18 protein-coding genes and 1 riboswitch are annotated in these 23,586 nt (G+C 44.2%); of the genes, 15 read left to right on the forward strand and 3 right to left on the reverse strand.

What is annotated here, in order from left to right:
• The first annotated feature begins 3 nt into the window (after positions 1-3).
• The 5 genes from AC58UX_RS01050 to AC58UX_RS01070 all read left to right on the forward strand — a co-directional run bounded on the left by AC58UX_RS01050 (position 4) and on the right by AC58UX_RS01070 (position 3,810).
• Positions 4-1,119: a lactonase family protein gene (locus AC58UX_RS01050; RefSeq protein ID WP_497248849.1), complete on the forward strand. Its 1,116-nt coding sequence runs from the start codon at positions 4-6 to the stop codon at positions 1,117-1,119.
• Between the two features lie 105 nt (positions 1,120-1,224).
• Positions 1,225-1,353: a hypothetical protein gene (locus AC58UX_RS01055; RefSeq protein ID WP_497248851.1), complete on the forward strand. Its 129-nt coding sequence runs from the start codon at positions 1,225-1,227 to the stop codon at positions 1,351-1,353.
• Between the two features lie 224 nt (positions 1,354-1,577).
• A complete protein-coding gene (locus AC58UX_RS01060; protein ID WP_497248853.1) occupies positions 1,578-2,027 on the forward strand; it encodes a MarR family winged helix-turn-helix transcriptional regulator in 450 nt (149 codons plus the stop codon).
• Positions 2,024-3,289 carry an MFS transporter gene (locus tag AC58UX_RS01065; RefSeq protein ID WP_497248855.1) on the forward strand — a complete coding sequence of 422 codons (1,266 nt, stop codon included), beginning with the start codon at positions 2,024-2,026 and terminating at the stop codon, positions 3,287-3,289. Before AC58UX_RS01060 ends, AC58UX_RS01065 begins: the two co-directional genes overlap by 4 nt.
• A 110-nt stretch (positions 3,290-3,399) precedes the next feature.
• Positions 3,400-3,810 (forward strand): hypothetical protein, encoded by a 411-nt coding sequence (locus tag AC58UX_RS01070; protein ID WP_497248857.1) that lies wholly within the window; start codon positions 3,400-3,402, stop codon positions 3,808-3,810.
• 72 nt (positions 3,811-3,882) lie between these two features.
• Here the strand turns inward: AC58UX_RS01070 and AC58UX_RS01075 are convergent, their stop codons facing one another.
• Both AC58UX_RS01075 and AC58UX_RS01080 read right to left on the reverse strand, forming a co-directional pair.
• Positions 3,883-4,224, reverse strand: coding sequence for a LytTR family transcriptional regulator DNA-binding domain-containing protein (locus AC58UX_RS01075; protein ID WP_497248859.1), 342 nt, complete (start codon positions 4,222-4,224; stop codon positions 3,883-3,885).
• Between the two features lie 194 nt (positions 4,225-4,418).
• Positions 4,419-5,843 carry an NAD(P)/FAD-dependent oxidoreductase gene (locus AC58UX_RS01080; protein ID WP_497248861.1) on the reverse strand — a complete coding sequence of 475 codons (1,425 nt, stop codon included), beginning with the start codon at positions 5,841-5,843 and terminating at the stop codon, positions 4,419-4,421.
• 61 nt (positions 5,844-5,904) lie between these two features.
• A riboswitch (purine riboswitch) is annotated at positions 5,905-6,003 on the reverse strand.
• Between the two features lie 253 nt (positions 6,004-6,256).
• Between AC58UX_RS01080 and AC58UX_RS01085 the strand changes: the two genes are divergently transcribed.
• The 8 genes from AC58UX_RS01085 (at position 6,257) to AC58UX_RS01120 (ending at position 15,890) form a co-directional block, all read left to right on the forward strand.
• On the forward strand, positions 6,257-8,044 hold the full coding sequence (locus AC58UX_RS01085) for a sensor histidine kinase (protein ID WP_497248863.1): 1,788 nt from the start codon (positions 6,257-6,259) through the stop codon (positions 8,042-8,044).
• Complete coding sequence (locus tag AC58UX_RS01090; protein ID WP_497248865.1) at positions 8,037-9,653, forward strand: response regulator transcription factor; 1,617 nt, start codon at positions 8,037-8,039, stop codon at positions 9,651-9,653. Before AC58UX_RS01085 ends, AC58UX_RS01090 begins: the two co-directional genes overlap by 8 nt.
• Before the next feature lie 132 nt (positions 9,654-9,785).
• Positions 9,786-10,751, forward strand: coding sequence for an ABC transporter permease (locus AC58UX_RS01095; RefSeq protein WP_497248867.1), 966 nt, complete (start codon positions 9,786-9,788; stop codon positions 10,749-10,751).
• Positions 10,752-10,764: 13 nt separating this feature from the next.
• On the forward strand, positions 10,765-11,679 hold the full coding sequence (locus AC58UX_RS01100) for a carbohydrate ABC transporter permease (protein ID WP_497248869.1): 915 nt from the start codon (positions 10,765-10,767) through the stop codon (positions 11,677-11,679).
• A gap of 53 nt (positions 11,680-11,732) precedes the next feature.
• The gene (locus AC58UX_RS01105; RefSeq protein ID WP_497248871.1) at positions 11,733-13,286 is read left to right on the forward strand and encodes an ABC transporter substrate-binding protein; all 1,554 of its coding nucleotides are present in this window, start codon (positions 11,733-11,735) and stop codon (positions 13,284-13,286) included.
• 36 nt (positions 13,287-13,322) lie between these two features.
• Positions 13,323-14,234, forward strand: coding sequence for a phytanoyl-CoA dioxygenase family protein (locus tag AC58UX_RS01110; protein ID WP_497248873.1), 912 nt, complete (start codon positions 13,323-13,325; stop codon positions 14,232-14,234).
• A 207-nt stretch (positions 14,235-14,441) separates the two neighbouring features.
• Positions 14,442-15,143, forward strand: coding sequence for an RNA polymerase sporulation sigma factor SigK (sigK, locus tag AC58UX_RS01115; protein ID WP_497248875.1), 702 nt, complete (start codon positions 14,442-14,444; stop codon positions 15,141-15,143).
• 75 nt (positions 15,144-15,218) lie between these two features.
• Complete coding sequence (locus tag AC58UX_RS01120) at positions 15,219-15,890, forward strand: ABC transporter ATP-binding protein (protein WP_497248877.1); 672 nt, start codon at positions 15,219-15,221, stop codon at positions 15,888-15,890.
• Positions 15,891-15,969: 79 nt separating this feature from the next.
• Here AC58UX_RS01120 and AC58UX_RS01125 read toward each other — a convergent pair whose 3' ends face one another.
• Positions 15,970-16,809, reverse strand: coding sequence for a helix-turn-helix transcriptional regulator (locus AC58UX_RS01125; RefSeq protein WP_497248879.1), 840 nt, complete (start codon positions 16,807-16,809; stop codon positions 15,970-15,972).
• A gap of 192 nt (positions 16,810-17,001) precedes the next feature.
• Here AC58UX_RS01125 and AC58UX_RS01130 point away from each other — a divergent pair, with 192 nt between their 5' ends.
• Both AC58UX_RS01130 and AC58UX_RS01135 read left to right on the forward strand, forming a co-directional pair.
• Positions 17,002-18,879, forward strand: coding sequence for a beta-L-arabinofuranosidase domain-containing protein (locus AC58UX_RS01130; protein ID WP_497250010.1), 1,878 nt, complete (start codon positions 17,002-17,004; stop codon positions 18,877-18,879).
• Between the two features lie 287 nt (positions 18,880-19,166).
• Positions 19,167-23,504: a cohesin domain-containing protein gene (locus AC58UX_RS01135; protein ID WP_497248881.1), complete on the forward strand. Its 4,338-nt coding sequence runs from the start codon at positions 19,167-19,169 to the stop codon at positions 23,502-23,504.
• Positions 23,505-23,586: the final 82 nt, after the last annotated feature.

Below are 23,586 nucleotides of genomic sequence, written 5' to 3' on the forward strand. Positions count from 1 at the left end.
TAAATGGCGAATGAGCGTGTGAATGCTGGCGTACAGGCAAATGAGAAAAATGGTAATTCCTATGTGTACATCGGATCGTATACGGATGAGCAGCATCCGGTGGGCATTTCTTTATATAGCTTCAATGGGCAAAATGGTGAATTGACGCTGATTGAGACCTACAGCGATTTGCCGAATGCTTCGTTCCTAGCGGTGAACAACGATCGATCAGTGTTATACGCTGTGAGTGAAACGGTCACGTATGAGGGACGTTTTGGCGGTTCGACTGCGGCCTATGCGATCGAAGCGGGTACAGGTCGTTTGAGCAAAATCAATCAACAGCCAGCAGATGGCTCTGCTCCTTGCTATGTCAGCGTAGACGGCACGAACCGTAAGGTGTATGTGGCGAATTATTTAAGCGGCGATGTGACGGTGTATCCCGTCAGAGCGGATGGCGGGCTTGGCGAATATACGCAGCTCGTCAAGCACGAGGGTGAGCTTGGGCCGCAAGCGGATCGCCAAGAAGCGCCGCATGCGCACTCGATTGTACCGTCACCGGACAATCGGTTTGCGGTTGCAGCCGATCTCGGCCTTGATCGGCTGATCGTTTACCGCATCGACGCGGAGAGCGCCGACCTGCTGCCGCACGGGGCAGTGGCTTTGAGGCCGGGCGCGGGCCCGCGGCATTTGGTGTTTAACGCGGACAGCACGTATGTGTACGCGATCAATGAGTTGGACAGCACAGTGACTGTGCTGTCTTATGATGCGGCCGCGGGAAGCATGACCGCGGTGCAGACCTTGTCGACGCTGCCGGAGGAGTTCAGCGGCGTCAGTTATTGCGCGGACATCCACCTTTCAGGTGATGGCCGGTTCTTGTATGCATCAAACCGCGGACACGACAGTGTCGCGGTTTATGGGGTTGACCGAGACAGCGGTGAGCTGTCGGTCGTGGGTTGGCAGTCGACGCGGGGGCAGACGCCGCGGAACTTCGCGCTGTCGCCGCAGGACGAGTTCCTGCTCGCGGCGAACCAGAACTCGAACAGCGTCGTTGTCTTCCGCAGGGATGCGGAGACAGGGATGCTGCAAGAAACAGCGCAAACGGCAGCGGTATCGCGGCCGGTTTGCGTGAGATTTTTATAGCAAGCGTTGTGAACGAACGCTAGGCGCTATTTCCGAAAATGAAGGGCAAGTTTCCACTTGCTCCTTCATTTTTTTGTTTTGGCGTGCAGCGGGGGAGGACATTTAGTGCCCATGCTTATGGACACTATCCCATTGGCTCAGGATGTGAATCGACTTATGGCCCTGAGGGATGGGGATAGTGGTGAGAGGTTGCTTAAGCGAGGCGGGCGGAATCTGCCGAATCCATCGCTGTAGCGCTAAAAAACACGCTTACAACGTGAAGCAGCTAGAATCGCCACATCCAGATGGGCCAGCTGCTGGTTTGTGTGATTCCCCGCACAAATTTCCACCAAAAATTAGTTGCACATGCAACGTATTCGGCGTACACTAAATTAGTGGCAAGTGCAACGATACGGGATATCAGTTTTATTTTAGCAGTATAAGTAGTTAGTTCATTTAGCCGTTCAGGAGGGGTTACGATGATTGAAACGCGAAATTCAGTTCCAAGGTGGGTCTCGTTGATTTACCGGTACGGGCAGATGTACATCGGGGACCACTTGAAGCAATATGATATCGGCAGAGGTCAGCATATTTTCATTAATGCGCTGTATAAGGAGGATGGTTTGACGCAGGAAGAGCTGTCGGACTATCTCAAGATTGATAAAGGAACGACCGCGAAAGCGTTGAAAAAGCTAGAAGAGCAAGGCTACATAACGCGCACGGTCAGTGAAAAGGATAAGCGGTGCAACGAGGTTCATTTGACGGATAAGGCGCTTGGGATTAAGGAAGATGTACGCAAGGTACTGACCGATTGGCGTGAGCGATTGACATTCGGCATGTCAGAGGAGGAGAAGCAGATGGCTCTTGTCATTTTAGAAAAAATGGGTCATAATGCGGCGCACTTCGCTGAGGAAGAGGTCGACCTATGAATATGAGGACTGCGGGATCTGTGTTCATTGATCGTCATTTTCATGCGCTGACGCACAAAAATTATCGCTACATGTGGTTCGGTCAATGTGTGTCGCTTATTGGTACTTGGATGCAAAATATCGGGCAGTCCTGGCTCGTCCTGACTCTGACAGGCTCGTCGCTTAAACTCGGCATGGTGGCGGCGTGTCAATTTCTTCCGATTCTTTTATTTTCCTTGTTTGCCGGTATTGTCGTGGATAAATTTCCGAAGAAGAAAATTCTGATTGTCACGCAGACGGTCTCGATGGTTCTGGCATTTGCCTTGGCCGCATTGGTGCTTACGGATACGGTGAAATACGAATATATCCTAGTTCTAGCATTGCTATTAGGATTAAATAATACGCTGGATATGCCGACTCGGCAGTCGTTTAATGTGGAAATCGTCGGTAAAGATGATCTCATGAATGCAATCGCATTGAACTCGACAACGTTTAATATGGCCAGAATTGTGGGGCCTTCAATCGGTGCTGTGATGATGGCATGGTTAGGGGCTGGCTGGTGCTTTTTGCTGAATGGGGTCAGCTTTCTGGCTGTTCTATATGGTTTGATTCATATTGAAGCAGCGCCTTATGTGCGCAAGATCAGATCGAAGGAAGGCATATTAAAAGAAATCAAGGACGGTATTGTCTACATTGCCAAGGATCCGATTCTGTCGCCAACCGTGCTGCTAGTAACCGTGATTGGTACGCTTGCTTTTAACTTTAACATTCTGATTCCGGTGTTCACTAAAAATGTCCTGCATATGGGCGAAACGACGTACGGTACGTTGATGTCTTGTTTGGGTGTGGGTTCGCTAGCCGGGGCGCTTACGATGTCATTTCGCAGTAAGAAGGGGCCGAAGCTAAAAGTGAGCATGATGGCGAGCTGTATGGTGGCGATTTGTTTGATTTTGAACGGGCTGAGCGGTTCGGTTTGGGTATGTGGAACCTTGCTCGCTTGTACGGGATTCTTCAATATTATGTTCGCTACGAATAGTAACTCCGCCCTTCAAATGTTTGCCAAGGATGAGTATCGCGCACGCGTGATGAGTGTGTATGCACTTGTGTTTGCTGGCTCTACACCGATTGGAAGCTTGTTTTCTGGGTTCATTGCGGATCGATTTGGAGCGAATGGCGCGTTCGTTGCCTGCGGGGTTTTAACTGGACTTCTCTGTTTGTTCATTACGTGGAAATATAAATCCTCCCTTTCCGTGAAAGCTGCGAAAGAGCAGAGCATCGCTTAATATGAGTGTAATATTTTCTTAACATTATAAAGAATACTAGATTCGGGTTGTCAATTAACTAGGGATTCGCTACAATATGAGACATAAGTTCATGTGTGAGGAGGAATCTTGTGCTGGGGATATTGAAGAAATGGATGCAGAAATCTACGCAGAAGCCAATGCAGGAACCGAAGCACACTGTGGATTATAAAACGATGGAAATCGACGTTGTCATTAAATGTTTTGTTTCGGATAAGGAAAAGCCGTTTCGCGTCATTTTTAAAGTGGAGAAACAGGGGTCATTCTTTTCGAAAGATATTTTTGTGAAAAATGTGGATTCGAAAACATCCTATGAGCTCGTTCATAACTTCTCCACACTTGGCATGAACAATGAAGAGTTGAGTAAGTATGAAAGCACAGACTATGCTGAATACAGCTTTGCTACGTTGGAAGAAGCCAAAAAAGTCAAAGATACAACCGTCGATTACATACGCTTTCTAATCCGAGAGCATCAACAAGAAACACTCGCGAAAATTTCATAATTGTTCTCGTAAGGAAAGGAGCTAGCGATTGCATCGCTGGCTCCTTTTTCTTTGTTCCCATATTCGACTGTGCTAAGCTTCAATCTTCAGTTGCTGCACGAGTTCTTTTAACCGATGTTGGCGGAGCTTTGTGATGGTCGTGTATTTGGACTCGGAACCTCTTAATTCGAAAAATACTTTGCCATCTTGAATATGTTGGATTTTACGTGTATTCACATAGCAATCGGTGTTTACTTTGAAAAAGCTGCTGTCTGAGGTCATATTCTGGATTTGTTCTGTATTCAGTCGTTTCTTAACGTGGTAGTTCTTCCCATGAAAGGAGACTAGGCCATGATCGCCAACGCGGAAATACATGATATCCTTCTCTAATATAAAATCCTCATACGTGTTCTTTACTTCGAGCGCTACATTCATTTTGTCTGCCCCCTTTTTAAAATGATAACGCTTACATTTCTGAGACGGTTTTATCTTACCATATTTTGTGAGTATTGAAAAGCCTTTTTGGATTGAATTGGATTGAAAAAAACCAACAAAATTCTCCCAGTCGGGAAGAACTTGTTGGTTTTCTGCGGTTTTTGACGAACAACCACTTATTTCCTCGGAAATAATTAAAGGGGGATGTTGCGGGCCACCCAGACACCAGCAGCTCCGGCTTGTGCCAGTCCTCTAGTGATTCCTGCGCCGTCTCCACCGCAATATAAGCCTTGGATTTCCGTTTCAAAGCTCTCGCTTAGTTTAGGACGAGCGGAGTAAAACTTCGCTTCCACACCGTAGAAAAGCGTATGCTCGGACGCGATGCCTGGCGTTACTTTTTCAAGTGCGTGGATCATTTCGATTAAGCTTTTCATCGTATTATAGGGAAGAACTAATCCTAGATCACCCGGAACAGCTTCAGCTAAAGTAGGTTCCAAGAAACCTTCGCGAATCCGTTCGGCCGTCGATCTACGGCCTCGCATAATGTCGCCGAACTTTTGAACGATAACACCGCCGCTCGACAAGTCATTCGCATGCTTACAAATTTCTCTCGCATATTCGTTCGGTTTATCAAATGGTTCCGTAAATTTATGTGAGACGAGTAAGGCAAAATTCGTGTTACTCGATCCAAGTGCAGGATCTTTGTAGGAATGGCCGTTCGCTGCCATGATGCCGCTGTGATTTTCAACGACAACATGTCCGGAAGGGTTGCTGCAGAAGGTTCTTACCCGCGTACCTACAGATGTGTTATACACGAATTTGCCTTCGTATAAATGTTCGTTTATTTCTCGCATTACGACATCCGAGGTTTCGACGCGAACGCCGACATCGACTTGATTGTTGGACATTTTGAGGCGGCGTTTCTTAAGCACCTGCGTTAACCATGCGGAACCGTCTCTGCCTGGAGCCAGCATGACATAGTTGCTTAGAAGCTCTGTGCCGTCCTTCAAACGGATACCTTGCACGACGTTTTTATCTTCTTTCTTCGTTGTGAGAATATCATCGACTTCGGTTTTGAATTGCATATCGATGCGTGTTTTCAAATATTCATAGATCGATTTGAGGATCATGAGATTTTGTTCGGTGCCCAAATGACGAACCTGTGCGCGAAGCAGCTTTAAGCCCGCTGCGTAGGAGCGCTGCTCAATATGTTTAACCGCTTCCGTCGTCGGATCTGTGATGTTCTCAGTTGCACCATGCTCTAGATTAATGCTATCCACATAGCGGATGAGCTCCATGACTTTACTAGGTGCCAAATAATCCGTCATCCAGCCGCCGAATTCGGTTGTGATGTTGAATTTACCATCGCTATAGGCACCGGCTCCGCCAAAACCGGACGTAATGGAACAGGCAGGGAGACAACCCGCGTAGTCCTTCTTTCCAGCTGGGGGCGGGCAGAGCTTGATTTTATTTTCAAGAATCGGACAACTGCGCTTGTAAATATCGTGGCCTTTGTCAACGAGTAAAATGTTCGCGTTTGGGTGAAGCAATGTCATCTCATAGCAAGCAAAAATACCGGCAGGTCCTGCACCAACAACGATAAAATCATAAGCTTTCATAACAGCAATCTCCTCTGGAACAGTCATATTTGGACGCAAAAAAACCTAGCCACACGGGTATGCAAAAAAGAGCACCCGTCGTAGCTAGGAAGTTATGGCTTCCTCTAGAGACCCCCAAGCCAATTCTCGAGGATATACGAACGATTCATAGGTATGTGGCTGATTGTTGTTGCCTTGATTATAATAATACGAACATTACGAGATGTCAATTGATAAATGTTCGTGAAATTTGTTCTTTTTTGTTGGAGGAAATAATATCATAAAACCGTCAACATGGTCATTTTACGATATGTCGGATTTGGTAATTACATTTTATAATTGAGAGTGGATAACGCGATAAGAGGATGAAATAAATTAACACTTTGCTATGACAGGCTTTTCCAATAGAATGAATGTAAAAAAGAGGTAGCGGAATGCTTCGTAAAAAAACATTGCAATTCAAATTCTTTCTTGGTTTTTTTATCGTTACAGCGCCATTAATCTTCTTTCTATTTTACAATAATTTGTATTCGATGAATGTCGTTCGCAATGAAGTTTCGCAGTCTTACTATGATCTTCTGGAATCCAAGGTAACCTTGCTGGATCAAACGTTGGAAGATACGAGTAATTATATTTTGCGTCTAGGTACAAGTGATTTTTCCTATACCAATTTGATTCCGCTTACATTGTACCCCATGGATAGCGGCGAGTATTTCATGGCGAAGCAATGGTTTTTAAGAAAATTCAAGGATGATCTTGATATTTATAAAGGGATCGATACGTTCTTTGTGTATTCGAAGAAAAATAATGATATGATCACGCAACAGAATACCTATGAAGATGTTCAAAAATTCGAAGGCGTCTTGCATTCTTTTTTTCAAAATAGTAAGAGCATTGATTTTCTCAATTGGCAGATTATTTCCTGGGAAAATAAAACGTATTTGGTACGCGTGATTGAGATCAGTCCCAAGGAAGTTAATCGGGAGCTTTATGTTGGTTCACTGATTGATATCGAAAGCTTTTTGCGTCCTCTTCAATTGCCTAACCGTGGACGAACGTGGAAAGAACTCCTGCTGATGTCCAATGACGGGGCGCCGCTGTTGCCAACTTCATTATCAATGGAAAATGTCAATGAGATTGTGAAGAAAATGAACCATGACGACTCGAAATATGTATCGTTTTCCAACGCTGCGAGTGGGACTAAGTATTTGCTTGTTGGGTTCCCATTTCAGTACGCGACAATGAGTCTGTCGGTCATCATTCCTGAAAAAGTTTTGCTTCAGAAGTTACTTTATTTTCAACGTTTACTCTTTTTGATTCCCATAGGGTTGATTGTTGTCCTTATTTTTTATCTGATATTTGTAAAGCAAGTTGTTTTACTGCCAATGAATATCCTGATCCGAGGGATGCGTCGCATTACTCGTGGAGATTTGGATGTGCGACTGGAAGATAATTCGACGACGGAATTTTCTTTTTTAATCGAAACATTTAACAAAATGTCATCCCAGATTCATATTTTAAAAATCAATGTATATGAGGAAATGCTTAAAGCACAAAAAGCTGAATTTAATCATCTACAGGCACAAATTAATCCGCATTTTTATTTGAATTCATTAAATATCATTTTCAGCTTATCCTTGCTAGAGAAAAACAACTTGGTTCAAAAAATGACCAAACATTTAGCTGATTATTTTCGCTTTATTACACGGGCGCATCGGGATACGATTTTACTTTCGGAAGAGCTTGGACATATCGAGCATTATTTGGAGATTCAAAAGCTTCGTTTTCCCAATAAATTGATGTTTGATATATCGATCCCAGAGGAGTATTCGCAGAATAGCGTGATTCCCTTAATGATTCAACCCTTTGTGGAGAATGCAATTATTCACGGGATGGATAAAGGAAAGGCTATCTTTCATATTGAAATAAAGGTACAGCCATCGGCGGAGTCTCCAGAGAGTTATGAGGTGCTCATTATTGATAATGGGAAGGGCATTCCAGCAGATAAGCTGCAGATGTTTCAAACGGGGCAATATACGGAGGGATCTGGTTCTGGCGATAAGCATCTTGGTATTTGGAACGTTCATCATCGCCTTCGGATCAAGTATGGATCACAAGTGAAAATACTGTTTGATCATGGAGTTGAGAAGGGAACGATTATCCGCTTAATCATTCCTAATCGATTGGTCGCAGCAGATCAAGGAGGCCGTTTAGATGTATAATTTGTTAATCGTAGATGACGAAATATATGCCGTAGAGGCCCTTTTGCAAGGCATTCATTGGTCTGAGCTGGGCTATAGTGGCGTTTATTGTGCTTACGATGCCGAAGAGGCAATGGACATTATGCGTACTGTCAACATTGATATTATGCTTAGTGATATTGAGATGCCCGGAAGTAACGGACTGGAATTGGTGGATTGGGTGAAAGAGCATTACCCGTTAATCGTTACAGTCTTCCTGACAGGCCATGCGGATTTCTCTTATGCCCAGCAGGCTGTTCGCTTAGGAAGCTTCGAATATTTGCTGAAGCCCGTTGATATGGTTCAACTGCAGCAAGTAATGCTTAAAGTAATAGACAGGCTAATGGAAGTGAAAAAGGTAGACCAATTTGAAGAAACTTACCAGATGTATGTCAAACTGTGGGAGAAGCAGAAACCGCTGCTGACAGAGCGATTTTGGCAAGACATTCTATCTCAGCGAATCATTCCGAATGCGGAGAATTTAAAAGAACTTCTCCCATCCTATAATCTTTCGTTTGATCCGGATACGTTGATTTTACCCATTTTACTTAGTGTAGAGCTTTGGAATAAAGAGTTTAGCTTGCGTGATGAAGAAATTATGGAGTATGCGCTTCGCAATGCCGCGGCTGAAATGTTTCTCCAAACAATGCCAGGTGACGTTATTCAAGATCGCAATGGCATTCATCTCGTTTTGATATATTTGACAGCGCATACAAATTTGCGAATGGAAGACTTACACACGATTTGTTATGAATATATCGAAGCATGTACGCGCCTATTTTATTGCAGCTTATCTTGTTATGTGGGAAAACCAGTGAATATGAAAGAGCTAAGTCAAAACTATCATGCCTTACTAGATTTGGAAGCATGCAATATTACCAATATGAAGGTTGTTCAATTTCAAGAAGGGCAAGCAGCGAGTCCATCGGATCAGAAAAGATCAACGGTTGTCATTAATTGGATGGACTGGGCCGTATTATTTGAATTAGGCAAAAAAGATGAACTCTTGAGCAGAATGGAAGCTGTCCTGACAGGGCTTCAAGATCAAACGATCACCTCCGAAACCATAGACGCTCTGTATCATTCGGTGCTGCAAATGGTTTATCAGGTTTCGCATAAGAGAGGCTGGTCCGTCAAGGAATTCATCGGCTCCAAAAAGTGGGTTGGCGAGGCATCGGCTACACGTTCCATCGTTCATTTTAAAATGTGGGCATCACGCATTATTACAGCTGGCGTCGACTACATCCATTGCCAAGAGTTGGATAATTCATCGTTAATCGAGAAAATTAAACAATATGTTCAGGCCAACTTAAAGGATGCGACCAGAGAAAGCATTGCTTCTTATGTTTACTTGAATTCAGCCTATGTATCACGCCTGTTCAAAAAAGAAACAGGGCAAACGTTGATGGATTATATCATCTATACCAAAATGACCAAAGTCAAGACCATGTTGACGGAAACGAATATGAAGATAAGCGACATCTGTGAAGAGATGGGTTATGATAACTTTTCTCATTTTGCTAAAATGTTCAAGAAACAAGTAGGGATTAGCCCACAGGAATTTCGCAAGCATTACCAACATATAGGTTGACTCCGTAAATAAACCCTTGAATGAATTTTTATAATTCATCCAGGGGTTTTTCTTATGTCATAAAACCGTCAGGGTGGTCATTTTACTTCGTAGGAAGCGTGATTTTACTCCTTTACAATAAGGATATCGGAAATGTTTATTGATGGAGGGGAGGTGATTACGATAATTAAACAAGCGAGAAAAGGATCATTCTTGAAAAATATTTTCAAAGAGCGGTACCTGCTACTGATGTTGTTACCGGGCACGATTTATTTAATTTTCAACAATTACATTCCCATGTTCGGGACGGTTGTTGCGTTCAAAAGCATTAATTATGCGTTGGGTTTTTGGAAAAGTCCGTGGGTGGGCTTTGATAATTTTAAGTTTTTGTTTAATTCAAGTGACGCCTGGGTGATCACCCGAAACACAATCTTATATAACCTAGTATTTATCGCATCAACCTTGTTCTTCTCCGTAACCTTCGCCATTTTATTGAATGAACTTAAGAATCGGTATTTTGCTAATGTGTACCAAAGTGTTATGTTTCTCCCGTATTTTTTATCGGCTGTCATTGTTGGTTACTTAGGGTTCTCATTTCTGAGTGAGGAGTTTGGCTTCCTAAATAAAAACATATTAGCCCCGTTGGGTATTGAGCCGATTTCCTGGTACAGCGAACCGAAATATTGGCCCTACATTTTACCCATCGTCCATATTTGGAAAAACATTGGTTATTCGACGGTGATCTATTTAGCGGCAATCGCAGGGATTGATAAAGAATATTATGAGGCTGCAATTACCGATGGAGCTACGAAATGGCAGCTAACGATGAAGATCACGCTTCCATCCATCAAGCCGATGATGATCATTCTAACACTGCTAGCGATTGGCCACATTTTAAATGCTGATTTCGGATTATTTTATCAACTGCCGTTGGATGCAGGGGCCTTATACTCGACAACAAATGTCATCGACACCTACGTGTATCGCGCATTACTCCGCTTAGGGGATACCGGGATGTCATCAGCTGCAGGATTATACCAAGCAGTCGTCGGTTTCATACTTGTTCTTAGTGTGAATTATCTAGTTCGTAAAATAGATAAACAAAACGCACTCTTTTAGTAAAGGAGATAGCATGAAACGAAAATATAAAGATCCGCATGCGATTTCAAACAAAACAAACATCATGCTCAACCTCTTTTTCTTATTCTACAGTTGCTTAAGTATTATGCCGGTTTTACTCGTTGTATCGGTTTCGTTTTCGGACGAAAAGTGGGTAGCGCTTGAAGGTTACAAGTTGATTCCTCAGAAATTCAGTTTGGCTGCTTATCAATATCTTTGGTTTGATATTCAAAATATTATTACAGCTTATGGGATCTCTATCTTCATAACCCTTGTAGGTACAATTGCAGGCTTACTCATTACGGCACTCTTTGCTTATCCGTTATCAAGAAACGACTTCCGTTATCGTGCATTATTCTCATTCATCATTTTCTTCACAATGATCTTCGACGGCGGTCTTGTCCCTTGGTATTTGGTTTTTGCGAATGTTCTTCACATGAAAGATACGATATTTGCTTTAATTATCCCAGGATTATTGATGAATGCCTTCTTCGTCATCATTATGAGAACCTTTTTTCAAACGACGATTCATCCCTCCATTATTGAGTCAGCAAGTATGGACGGGGCGAGTGAAGGTAGGATTTTTGCGCAAATTGTGCTGCCATTATCGCTTCCTGTTCTTGCTACGATTGGATTGTTCTACTCCCTTGGTTATTGGAACGGTTGGTATAACAGCCTAATTTTCATTAACAATGACAAAATAATAAATCTCCAGTACATGATGTATAAGGTGTTAATCAATCTACAGTTTTTGATAGCGAATGCGCAGGTTGCCTCGGGCATCAGTTCATCCGAAATGGCAAAAGTGCCGAATGAAACGGTTCGAATGGCGATGTGCGTTATTGGAACAGGGCCGATGATTTTTGCTTATCCGTACTTTCAAAAGTATTTTGTAAAAGGTTTGACCGTTGGTGCTGTAAAAGGCTAATTCCAGTTAATGGCTGGTTAGTATATAGTAGAAATATACTTAGGAGGTCAAGTATGAAAAATACTAGGAAAACAGTTCAATTATCGGTGGCAACCCTTCTTTCGTTATCGGTCGTAATGACAGGCTGCAGTACAAAGAAGGAAGAAGTGGTCGCAAGTGCAACACCTGTCGCGAGTACGAAAGTCGAGACAACGGTTGCGCCATCCAAGAAGCCTGAGCTAGCTCCGTATACGATTAAGATGGTCGTACCAGGTTCAGGTACCCCTAAGGATCTAGACTTGGTGAATCAAGAAGTGAGTAAATACTTGAAGGATAAGATCAATGCTTCCTTTGAATTATCCGTGATCGATTGGGGAAGCTGGCAGGATAAAGTCAATTTGAAATTTGCCTCAAGTGAACCCTTTGATTTGTTACAAACGATGAACTGGGATAACTTTGGCACGAAAATTCAGCAAGGCAATATTATTGATTTGACAGCACTCATTGAAAAAAATGCACCAGACCTCAAAAAAGTCATTAATCCAGTCTTGTTGGATGGATCTAAAGTTAACGGAAAACAGTACGGATTACCTATTAATAAAGAAGTAGCTAGCCAAGCAGGGGTTATGCTGCGGAAAGATTTAGTTGATAAATACCAAATTGATCTTACGAAAATTAAAAAAGTGGAAGACTTAGAGCCCATCTATCAAATGATTAAAGATAAAGAGCCTGGTGTGACGCCTTTATATTTGAACAAAGATACGAGCATTGATTGGGTACTGAACCCGTTGAATTATGAGGATTTAGGTGATAGCAGTCCTGGTTCGGTCGTGCGTGGGGCCAAAGACTACAAAGTTGTTAACTCACTAGAAACTCAAAAAGCGAAGGAACAAATGGATTTGGCCAGAAAGTGGTATTTGGCAGGTTACGTCAATAAAGATGCAGCAACAATCGGGGATACGACTGGGGCATTAAAGGCAGGGAAGGCATTCTCTTATGTTCAACAGTTGAAGCCTGGCAAAGATGCTGAGGATAGCTTGGCCTCTGGTGTCCAATGGATACAGGTAGAATTAACGAAGCCGATCGTTAGAACTTCCGATACGACTGGATCCATGACATCGATCTCCAGAACTTCGAAAGATCCAGATCGCGCGATGATGTTCCTGAACTTACTTTATACAGACAAATATTTGGTGAATTTGCTCGCTTTCGGAATTGAAGGAAAGCACTTTGTTAAGAAGAGTGACAATATTATTGACTTCCCTGCTGGTTTAAATGGTGCAACATCCGGTTATGTTTTGAATGGTGCGTGGATGTTCGGTAACCAATTTAATGATTATCTGTGGGCAAATGAAAACCCGAAAAAGTGGGAAAATTTTCAAAAGTTCAATGCATCTGCTGAAACAGCGAGTGTACTCGGATTTATTTTTAACCCAGAGCCTGTGAAGAATGAGATTGCAGCCTTTAATAATGCGAAAAAAGAGTTTGAACCTGGTTTATTTTCAGGTACCGTTGATCCCAAAGAATATTTACCTAAATATATCAATAAATTGAAAGCGATCGGTGTGGATAAAATTATTGCCGAAAAACAAAAGCAGCTGGATGAATGGGTTAAAACAAAGAAGTGAGACGTGAATAGATCGTATATTTCGAGGTGAGCTCTTATGTTGGAAAAAGTGTTAAGTTCCGATCAAATCGAACAGTTTAAGGAGCTTGGGTGGGTGAAGGTAAGCGGCGCTTTTCCGCGAGACACGGCGCTTGCTTGTCAACAGTTCCTATGGGGTAAGCTCTCCGAGAGAGGGGTTAAACAAGAGGATTCGTCCACTTGGAAAAAACCAATTATATATGTGCAGGAAGCTTATCGAAGCCCGGAGTTTGACCAGTGTAATACGCTACGAATGGCGGATGCGATTGAGGATTTGATTGGGCCGGATCGCTGGACAGATCGCGGTGTGTATGGGATCGATGAGGTGCAATCGACGTGGGGCTGGTGGCCGGTCAATTTTGCTCTAGGGGCTGACAAAGAGTGGGATGTGCCTACGGATGGCTGGCATTGGGATGGATCGCATTTTCGCCATTATGTCGATAGCCCCGAACAAGGGCTGCTATGTCTGTGTATCTTTTCCGAAATAGGTCCTCGTGGTGGTGGCACGTTAGTGCTAGAAGGCTCTCATAAACTAGTAGCTCGGTTTCTATCTGAGCATCCAGAGGGGATGGAATCTCAAGCAGCGATTGATCTCTTAAATAGCCAGCACCCGTACTTGTCGGAATTGACGGGGCTAACGAAGTCATCGGATGAAAATACGGGGAGCCGGATTGAAAAATTTATGAACTCGTGGCATACAGATGCTGATGGTATAAAATTGCGGGTAGTTGAGACTACAGCATCCGTGGGAGATATCATATTATGTCACCCTTTTCTGTACCACACTGCGTCACAGAATCACAGCGGCATTCCACGTTTCATGTGCAATAAGACAACACCGTTGAAAGAGCGTATGAATCTGAATCGGATTCAGGAAGATGAGTACTCGCCTGTGGAATTGAGTATACGGAATGCGTTGGGAGTTAAATAGGTAGGGAATGACAGGCTGCTGTGGTTTTGGCAGTCTGTTTTGTTTTTTTTTAGTACATCCTAATGCGGAAAAGAAGAAGGGCATACTCAACTAAGTTATTACGTACAGGCACTTCTAGGCTGGAACCCACATACACTAATACTAATCTAAACAGCGGAGGCTACCGAAGCCAACATGCTCCGCAATACACTCAAGGGGGTAGCTGGAATGCCAGGATTGTTTGGTACGATTGCTATGTTGATAAAGCAGCTGACATTGCTTGTGTCCTACGTTAAGAACAACGCGTTCCCACAACCACTTACCGAGGCAGAAGAAGAATTACATCTTAGACTTATGGCTGAAGGAAATGAGCACTCCCGGAATAAGCTGATTGAGCACAATTTAAGGTTAGTTGCCCATATAGTGAAAAAATTCGACAATACAGGGGAAGATTTGGAAGATTTGATTAGTATAGGGACCATTGGACTAATCAAAGCCATCGAGTCTTTCTCGCCGAATAAGGGCACGAAGCTGGCGACTTTTGCGGCACGATGTATTGAGAACGAGATCCTGATGCATCTGCGCTCCTTGAAGAAAACACGGAAAGATGTGTCCTTGCATGATCCTATCGGAACGGACAAAGAGGGGAACGAGATTACTTTGATTGATATCCTCGGCAGCGAGGCGGACGATGTGGTGGATGCGGTTCAGTTGAAGATTGAGAAGAGTAAAATCTATCGGAATCTGGAGATATTGGACGACCGTGAGAAAGAAGTCGTAGTCGGAAGGTTCGGGTTGGAGCTTGGCGGCGAAGAGCGGACGCAACGGGAGATTGCGAAGGAGCTGGGGATTTCACGTTCGTATGTATCGCGGATTGAGAAGCGGGCGCTCATGAAGCTGTATCATGAGTTTTATAAGGCGAAGCGGTAGGTCAACATTGAGGTCGACACGTTGGGGGAATCGCAATCTTCATTCATTTGGTTTCAAATAATGGAGGCGAAGACAATGACAGCCTTAATCCAAATTGAGAATGTGAGCAAATTTTACCACATGGGCGGCGAAACGATACGGGCGTTGGACGACATTTCGTTAGATATCGCTCAGGGCGAATATGTCGCTATAATGGGGCCGTCAGGTTCAGGGAAGTCCACGTTGATGAACATCATCGGGTGCCTAGACGTCTCCGACGAAGGGGTTTACACGCTGGACGGAAAGCAGATTCACTCGTTGAAGGATTCACAACTGGCTGAGATTCGAAATCGGAAGATCGGGTTTGTTTTTCAGAGTTTTAACCTGCTGCCGAGGTTAAGTGCTTATGAGAATGTGGAGCTTCCGCTGATTTATCGGGGAATGACGAGGAAGCAACGGGAGCCGATGGTTATGCAAGCGCTGGAAGCGGTGGATCTACTGGATCGAAGGAAGCATATGCCTTCGGAGTTATCCGGCGGACAGCAGCAACGCGTTGCGATTGCACGTACATTGGCAGGCGATCCGCCGATTATTTTGGCAGATGAGCCTACGGGTGCATTGGATTCAAAGACGGGCGAGGAGATTATGAATATTTTCAGGCGGTTAAATGAGCAGGGACGGACGATTATTGTGATAACGCATGATCGGCAGGTTGCAGAGCAAGCGAAAAGAATTGTAAGGTTTCGGGATGGGAAACTAGTATTTTAGATACGACGTAGATGAACAAAATAATTTAACCCTACGACAATCCGTAGGGTTTTTGGTTTTTTCTATACATACCTTAACCTTACATTGTTTTGTAGAAATGGCTCATATAAGAAGAAGGTGACTCACCAATCGTTTTCTTAAAGACTCTGCTGAAATAATAAGGATTCTTATATCCTAATCTTTCGCTAATCTCAGATACATTGAGAGAAGTGTTTCGCATCCAATCGATTGCTTTGTTTATTCGTAACTTCGTATGCGCTTCGATAATACTAAGCCCTGTTTGATCCTTAAAGGTTGCTGATACGTAACTGTAGTTTAATTTTAAGTGACTGCTAAGCTTCCTAGAATTAAAATCCTCATCCGTATGCTGTTTAAGAAAAGCCATAACTCGCCCAGCAACAGTTTCCCCTTTATTTGCATTGCTTGTAGATTTACTGTGTTCTTTCGTTGCTTTATGTAGCTCCAAAAAAAGCTCGTACACATGTATACTCAGTTGAACCATTCCATGTTCAGTTGGTTTACCAAAGTCATCAACTAGCATTTGTAATCTGTTTTCTAATGTTCGATGAAAAAGCGAAGTCCCATGCTTTGGCATTGGGAAACGGTAGGCATAGTGATCAGGATAATAGAAGTCGATTTCTGGTATGGGAGCATACTCTTTATAGGCAGAATAGTCGATAGCAAGTGAATTAAAGTGTACCCAAAACCAAGAAGTTCCTGGGGACGTTTCAGGGCGCCCCCAATGATGCAGCCCTTTTTTCAGGAACAAATGCTCTTTCTCCTTAATGATATATTCCGTATTCTCCTCTATAACCTGCATGCTCCCCTTAGTCACAAATACAAATACATCAAAATCCAATGTGCGATCATGATGCGTATATACCTCGTCCACTTGGTTCCAACCGATATCTCTTACCAAGGGAAAACGGTCACCTGTTAGATAAACTAACGAATCTATTCTTCATTCCTCCTTTAAAGAAATCAATTTTAGAATATACCCAAAGAAAGTATATGTAAACTATTGAATTGTGCATTCTTATCAATACTTATTTGGCTTTAAAATATTAATAATATATAAAAAAATGGAGGTATCCTTTTGAGTATAACTAAAATGAATGATTTGCAGGCAGGACGTGTTAAATTATCTGCGGGTCCTCTTACAGCTCGCTATGAGCTGAATAAAAAGTATGTTTTAAGCTTAACCAATGAAAATTTACTTCGTAATTTCTATCTGGAATCCGGGTTATGGAGTTACAGTGGAAATGGCGGGACCACTAGCGCAACTACGACGAGTATGGACGGACCCGAGCATTGGCATTGGGGATGGGAGTCGCCGACATGCGAGTTGAGGGGACATATGATGGGGCATTGGCTATCAGCAGCAGCCCGCATTTATGCGCAAACCGATGATTTGCTGGTTAAAGCAAAAGCGGATTACATCGTCCAAGAATTGGCGCGTTGTCAGGAGGCGAATGGAGGCGAATGGCTTGCTGCTTTCCCAGAGTCATACATGAATAGAATCGCCAAAGGAAAATATGTCTGGGCACCGCATTACACGATTCACAAGCTTTTGATGGGACTGTACGACATGTATGCAATTGGTCAAAATAAACAAGCGCTCGATTTAATGAAGGGCTTAGCTTCTTGGTTTTACTGCTGGACAGAGCAGTTTAGCCGCGAGCAAATGGATGATCTCCTTGATTTAGAAACAGGTGGCATGTTGGAAGTATGGGCAGATCTATATGGTGTAACGCAAGATGAAACACATCTCGAATTAATCCATCGTTACGATCGCCGTCGTTTTTTTGACGCATTGTTGACAGGACAAGATGTATTGACCAATAAGCATGCTAATACGCAGATTCCTGAAATCTTGGGAGCGGCTAGAGCATGGGAAGTAACGGGAGAGGTGCGCTTTCGAGAAGTAGTAGAAGCATTCTGGAAGTGCGCGGTTACCGATCGAGGATACTATTGCACGGGTGCTGGTGATGATGCTGAATTGTGGGTACCTCCAGGTCAGATGGCAGAGAGAATGGGCGTAGGACAGGAGCATTGCGTTAACTACAACATGATGAGGCTAGCTCATGTGTTGCTCAGATGGACGGGAGAACCCGCATATGCCGACTATTGGGAAAGAAGATTCTATAACGGAGTTCTTGCTCAACAGCATGGAGAAACAGGCATGATTTCTTATTTTCTGGGAATCGGTGCAGGTAGTCATAAGAAGTGGGGATCTCCTACCCAGCACTTTTGGTGTTGCCATGGTACGCTTATTCAAGCGAATGCCTCTTATGATCAACAGATTTTCATGGAGGAGAAAGAAGGAGTGACTGTGTGCCAATGGCTTCCAGCTGAAGTTAATCTGAAGCTAGATGATACTTCAATTCACATAAGTCTAAAGCAGGACGGGCAATATGGCGTCTATCCTTTAAATAATTGGAATGTTACGGGCATGACGGCTATAACGAAGATTGATATACCACCTATACCTGTACATCGACCGGACCGTTTTATGTATAGTTTGACGATAACGTGTGACAAAGCTACTGAATTTACTTTTAAACTTAGGGTACCTAGTTGGATAAAAGATGATCCCATTATTTACGTGAATGGCGTCCAACTGACTGATCCAATAAGAAAACAATCATTCATTGAAATTCGTAAATTATGGAGCAACGGGGAGATTGTACAAATTGAGTTTCCGAAGTCATTGACAACCGAGCCACTTCCCGGATCAGAAGACTTAGTAGCTTTTATGGATGGGCCAATTGTATTGGCGGGGTTGATTGAGCGTGAACATAGATTGGTTGGGAATGCTAGTCTGCCAGAAACAATGCTTGTAGGGGACCGCGAAAGAAATCATAGTTGGTGGAATGTGGGATATTATCGAACGAAGGGGCAAGACATAGGAATACAATTTATTCCTCTATATGAGATTAAAGATGAGAAATATACGGTTTATTTTCCTGTGGATCAGAAAAAAGTATAAGTATACAAATCGAGACCCTATCTATTGGGTGTCGATTTTTTGCTTTTCACACAACTCTCTAAAATAAGTTCAGTTCCCTCTTAAAAAAGCGCATACAGGACAAAGAATCACTCTGCTATTCTGAGGGAAGGTAGGTTATCTTTTTCAAATTTATCTGAACGGGTTTGAAATCGGGGAGGGAAAACGTTATGGAGTAAGTCATAATGTAAGCGTTTTACTGGGGCTTAACGTTTTTCGCTGCAGGCGTTCTATCATCATGCATCAGGAAAGAAGGAAACGGAATGAAGATGAAAGGTGTATGGAAAAAACTGCTCCATACCAGCTTAATCAGTGCGTTGGTGCTGCAAGTTTGCAGCATGTCAATCGTACGAACTCCAGCGTATGCTGAGTCGTTGGCAGCATCATCCGGCTTTGAGACAGGAGACGTTGATGTATGGAAGTTAACAGGCAGTGCAGCTGGCTATAGTGCGGGCTTTGATGGAACATTCTCACATTCAGGGACGCGTTCTTATAAATTTGCCAGCACGAGCGCTGCCAATAATGCCGCTGCCAATTTATATATTGCGAATAATAAAGTCGACAATAAGCCTGCGTTTACAGTTGAGCCAGGCAAGACTTATGACGTAAGCGTCTGGTATTACACACAAAGCTATGTAGCGAATGACACATCCTTAGGCGCGGAAATGTCCGTTGAGTCGTTCAATGAAACGACAGGAGCGACGATTGCAGGCTCTGCTAAGAAGGTGAAGCCGCCAGAGGGAACGACGGATACGTGGAAGAAATTAACAATGCAGTACACCGTTACTTCACCTGCAACGAAACTCCGTATCAATTTGGTACTGCGCAACGCGATTGGCACGGTTTGGTATGACGATGTGTCGGTTGTGCTATCCTCTGGTACGGAAACAACGCCCGGTAGTGATCCCAATGCGCCAGTTGAATCCGGCTTTGAAGTACACGAGGGGATTTGGAAGTCGGCCGGCAGTGCTGCTGGTTACGCAGTAACACTGGATAGCGCGTTCAAACGCTCCGGTGCCAGAGCGATGAAACTCAATTCCACCAGCGCGAGCAGTGATGCGGCTAGTCAGATCTCGATGAACAATATGGGAACGAGCGGCCCGGCTTTTCAAGTATCAGGCGGGCATGAATATCAGGTGAGCGTCTGGTATTTTACCGACAACTATGTACGGAATAACGCGAGCTTCGGGGCTTCAATGACATTGGAATCATATGCGGGCAATACGTCGATTGCAGGCTCTTCTCAGAGCTTCCGATTATCGGAAGGCTCGACAGGTGAATGGAAGAATCTTATCGTTCGGTACACACCACCGTCAAATGCAACAGGACTCCGTGTGAATTTTGCGCTTCGTGCTTCCTTGGGAACGGTCTACTTCGATAATCTTCGTATTGTGAATAAGCGCGATGACCAATATGATCTGGGCAGCATGCAGGTGCAAGTCACTGAACAAGGTCATGTTAACTTGGATGTTGGGCCGAGTGAAGGCGTACAGCTAGACAGCGTTCAGTTAGGGAGTACTGCATCAGAAGCTATTCATGGCTTTATTGAAACGGGAACTCGCGTAGGAACAGGCGGATTCGGACAAAGCTACCGCCAATTCGAAAGCCAAGGCGCAATGGAGTTCGATTTGGCGGTGAATCCAGAGAAGCAGAATTATGTAACCGTCAAATTTTGGGGTTCCGATCACAGTGAAGAGAAAGTCGCCATCCGTCTGCTTGATCCCATAAACGGAGATGCCTTCCAGCCGGATTATACGTCGGTTTATCCTGATTTGGACGATATGTATAAGCAGCCTGTGGCCACAGACCGCTTTTATTATGCGACCTACAAGCTTCCGGCAATTATGACGGACGGTAAGAGCAAAGCACGCATTAAACTCGTGGCAACGGGCACAGTGAATCCCTACTTAGCCAAAGACCAATGGTATGCGCCACTTGAAGAACCAAGCCGTGGTATTTATCAAGCGTACAGCCATGATGATCCTTTTTTTATCCCACAAGGAGAAGATCAGGGTGTGAAGCCTGCGCTGAATACAGGCAATGCCATACAGCACAAGTATGGCCAGACACAGCGTAATTATCTTGTCGGTCAAGTGGATGGTTTTGTGGAGCGCATACTTGGGTTTCAACGCTTCGGACCAACATGGGATACGCTTGTTGCCTCAGGAGAGGCACCAGCTATGGCAACGGGAGCAATTCCTCTATTCTATTCGGATCCGTGGACAGGAACTGAAGCCGAGTGGAAAGCTTCAATGCACAGTCATACGATTGAATCAAATGTAACAGCGATGAATACTTTGCTTATACTAGCGCGTGCATACAATGGGCAGTGGTCGCGATATTATCATAACACTGAGCTCCTTGAACGTTATGTAAAAGCGCTCGATTATTACACCATTGCACAAGGAGCCAACGGAGGTTTTCAGCGGGATGACGGCGTTTCGTGGATCGGCGGACCTAATCGAATCGACGCGAATGCGAAACTGGAGGGATTTGGTCTCTTCGGTATGGCTGAGTCGTTCCTTCTGATGCATGACGCATTGGATGCTGCAGGCAAGTTGAACACTTCGATTACCATCGATCAAGATGGTAATCCCACAACAGCACCAGTTGCTCGCTCAATGGCGTATTCGGAGATGTTCATCAAAGCGAGAGACTACGAGGCTGGCTATCGCGGAAGAATCGGCAACCAAGAGATGGCTAATATGACGGCGGCTCATTTGCTGAACAAGAGTGTCGCATATTTGAATCCGACGAATGCAGAAGCAGCAAAAAATACAATTGAAAAAGATTACCTGTATGCGGCGATCGGTGTGAAGCCTAATATTGATGGACGCTACACAATTACGCCGAAAGGGTTAGGCCGTGAGGGCAACTCTGCCAACGATGTCGGCGGGTATGACGGCAACTACGGCAGCCACAGTGTGGAATTCACTTCGCTGAATGCGGAGTGGTCGGAAGATCCTGTCCTACTGGAGCGGGCTAAAGCAGCGCTGGAGGCGTACAGCCAATTTTTTCGCATTACGAATGATCTAGAAGGTCAGCCGGTGATGGTAGGCGAGGAGGCGGCGACTTGGCGAATTATTTACTCCACAGGACGAGTGAAGTATGTGTACTCACCGAATATGGCAATTGAGCATGGCGATGCCAACGCTCTTCGTTTTCTGGATGCAATTATTCAATATGGCGATGTGTATAACTATAATTTTGAAGGTACGTTGCTACATTTCTCTGAAGATCTGCCAAGAGCGATTGGACTGCTTAATAGTATGGAAAAGATCGATCAGACAGACTCGGAGTATGTGCAGTATTTAAAGGGGATTTTTGAAGGGACAACAGGCGTGAGCGATCGTGAGGCTGGTACGAAGTTAGAGCAGTTGCGGCCAGCGGATGTTCGCTTTCCGATGGAAGATGACCAGCCTGATTTTGCATGGGCGGATGAAGTGGCGGGGACGGTAGCTGTGAAGCATGGGGATGAAAAGCTGTATAGCATTTTGAACTGGCGATCTGTTACAGCGCCTTCGAATACAGCCAGAGTTCATTTCATGGATGGCACGATGGACCGCGTAGCGAATGTGAAAATGAGCACGCCAGGTATTCTTCAAGGGCTGAACGTTGCCAAGTACGGAGATTACGTCATTGTGATGAATCGCTCTTTCACAGAAACACATCATTTCCAAATAACAGGTGCAACTGTAGCAAGAGAATTGATCAGCGGCTTAAAAGTAGATCTGATGGTTGAGCAAACGATAGCTCCGTTATCAACGAAAATCTTTTATCTCGGCCCAGATCCTGAGCTGACGCTTGGTGTAACGGTGCTGAGTGGGCAACCGACAGCTGAAGCAGGCCAGCTTTTTGATGTGACGTACAGGATGCAGGATGTAACTGCTAATGTTTATGCACAGTCGCTGAAAGTCCATTACGATGATTCGCTGTTCCAATTCGTATCTGCCCAGACGTTACAAGCTAATTGGAGTGTGCTCAAGCAGGATACAAGTGTTTCTGGCAACGTGTATCTTAACACTGCTGGCTTGGGTAATGCGGTTACTGGCACACTAGACGTATTGACGCTGCATTTCTGTGCTCTTGTGTCAACGCATAGCGCGACAGGTTCCATCTTTTTATCGGAAGTATATGCAGTGGATAGAGACGGTGTAGAAATGGCACTACCGGATAGTGCTGCTCATCACGTACAGGTTCTGGTCACAGAAGTAGACAAATCCGAGCTTCTAGCTCGAATCGGAGAAGCGCAGGCAGTTAGGGCGGCAGCAAAGATTCATGCCACACGTTGGGGATATTATCGACAAGCAGTAGCCGATACGCTGCAAGCATCGATATCCACTGCATTAATAGTAGCTTCGGACCCAGATATTAGCCAGGAGACGGTAGATTCAATGGAAGTTGCCATGCAGGCTGCCGTTCAAGTGTTTAAAGCTTCGGTGAACCAGACTGCAGGCATCGGCGACTTAGCGATCCTTGCTGCGAATTATGGCAAGTCGAAAAGCGGTAAAGGCGCAGATTGGTTGGAATTGAAGATGTATGACAGTGATCAAAATGGGAAATTGGACATCTTCGATTTAATTTCGCTAGCGATCAGGATTAAGTAGAAGCGAGAGGGGGAACTAGGGAGTATTCAAATTCCCGGTTCCCCCTACTTGTGTGGATCTTATCGCGAGCGGAATCATCTCT

It is taken from the genome of Paenibacillus sp. J22P90 (assembly GCF_059692195.1).

Excerpts from the sequence above, each read along its gene's own strand:
- AC58UX_RS01100 (WP_497248869.1), top strand. The coding sequence starts at position 10,765 with ATGAAACGAAAATATAAAGATCCGCATGCGATTTCAAACAAAACAAAC.
- AC58UX_RS01075 (WP_497248859.1), bottom strand. The coding sequence starts at position 4,224 with ATGAATGTAGCGCTCGAAGTAAAGAACACGTATGAGGATTTTATATTA.
- AC58UX_RS01090 (WP_497248865.1), top strand. The coding sequence starts at position 8,037 with ATGTATAATTTGTTAATCGTAGATGACGAAATATATGCCGTAGAGGCC.
- AC58UX_RS01060 (WP_497248853.1), top strand. The coding sequence starts at position 1,578 with ATGATTGAAACGCGAAATTCAGTTCCAAGGTGGGTCTCGTTGATTTAC.
- AC58UX_RS01065 (WP_497248855.1), top strand. The coding sequence starts at position 2,024 with ATGAATATGAGGACTGCGGGATCTGTGTTCATTGATCGTCATTTTCAT.
- AC58UX_RS01130 (WP_497250010.1), top strand. The coding sequence starts at position 17,002 with ATGAATGATTTGCAGGCAGGACGTGTTAAATTATCTGCGGGTCCTCTT.
- AC58UX_RS01080 (WP_497248861.1), bottom strand. The coding sequence starts at position 5,843 with ATGAAAGCTTATGATTTTATCGTTGTTGGTGCAGGACCTGCCGGTATT.
- AC58UX_RS01095 (WP_497248867.1), top strand. The coding sequence starts at position 9,786 with ATGTTTATTGATGGAGGGGAGGTGATTACGATAATTAAACAAGCGAGA.
- sigK (WP_497248875.1), top strand. The coding sequence starts at position 14,442 with ATGCCAGGATTGTTTGGTACGATTGCTATGTTGATAAAGCAGCTGACA.
- AC58UX_RS01105 (WP_497248871.1), top strand. The coding sequence starts at position 11,733 with ATGAAAAATACTAGGAAAACAGTTCAATTATCGGTGGCAACCCTTCTT.
- AC58UX_RS01110 (WP_497248873.1), top strand. The coding sequence starts at position 13,323 with ATGTTGGAAAAAGTGTTAAGTTCCGATCAAATCGAACAGTTTAAGGAG.
- AC58UX_RS01135 (WP_497248881.1), top strand. The coding sequence starts at position 19,167 with ATGAAAGGTGTATGGAAAAAACTGCTCCATACCAGCTTAATCAGTGCG.
- AC58UX_RS01120 (WP_497248877.1), top strand. The coding sequence starts at position 15,219 with ATGACAGCCTTAATCCAAATTGAGAATGTGAGCAAATTTTACCACATG.
- AC58UX_RS01050 (WP_497248849.1), top strand. The coding sequence starts at position 4 with ATGGCGAATGAGCGTGTGAATGCTGGCGTACAGGCAAATGAGAAAAAT.
- AC58UX_RS01085 (WP_497248863.1), top strand. The coding sequence starts at position 6,257 with ATGCTTCGTAAAAAAACATTGCAATTCAAATTCTTTCTTGGTTTTTTT.